We start from the raw sequence: 456 nt of genomic DNA on the forward strand, positions 1-456 counted from the left end.
GAGAACCGCGAGGAAATCGGGCGCCGCCTGGCCGAGGAGCGCGGCATGACCCTGATTCCGCCCTACGACCACCCGGACGTGATCTGCGGCCAGGGCACGGCCGCGAAGGAACTGTTCGAAGAGGCCGGCGAACTCGACGTGCTGCTGGTGCCGCTCGGCGGCGGCGGCCTGCTGGCCGGCAGCGCGCTGGCGTCCATGGGCCTGTCGCCCGCGTGCAAGGTGATCGGCGTCGAGCCGGAAGCCGGCAACGACGGCCAGCAATCGCTGCGCAAGGGCGAGATCGTCCACATCGGCGTGCCCGACACCATCGCCGACGGCGCCATGGTGACCCACGTCGGCGTACACAATTTCGAGGTGATCCGGCGCCGCGTCGACGACATCGTCACCGTCAGCGACGCCCAGCTGGTCGAGACCATGAAATTCTTCGCCGAGCGCATGAAGATGGTGGTCGAGCCG

1 protein-coding gene is annotated in these 456 nt (G+C 68.9%); it reads left to right on the plus strand.

The window, feature by feature from the left end; genetic code table 11:
• Positions 1-456: pyridoxal-phosphate dependent enzyme (locus KVT32_RS28765; RefSeq protein WP_217619277.1), on the plus strand; the 456-nt coding region annotated here is incomplete at both ends.

The sequence above is a fragment of the Achromobacter sp. GbtcB20 genome (assembly GCF_019091095.1).
GTDB classification, from domain to species: domain Bacteria; phylum Pseudomonadota; class Gammaproteobacteria; order Burkholderiales; family Burkholderiaceae_B; genus Achromobacter; species Achromobacter mucicolens.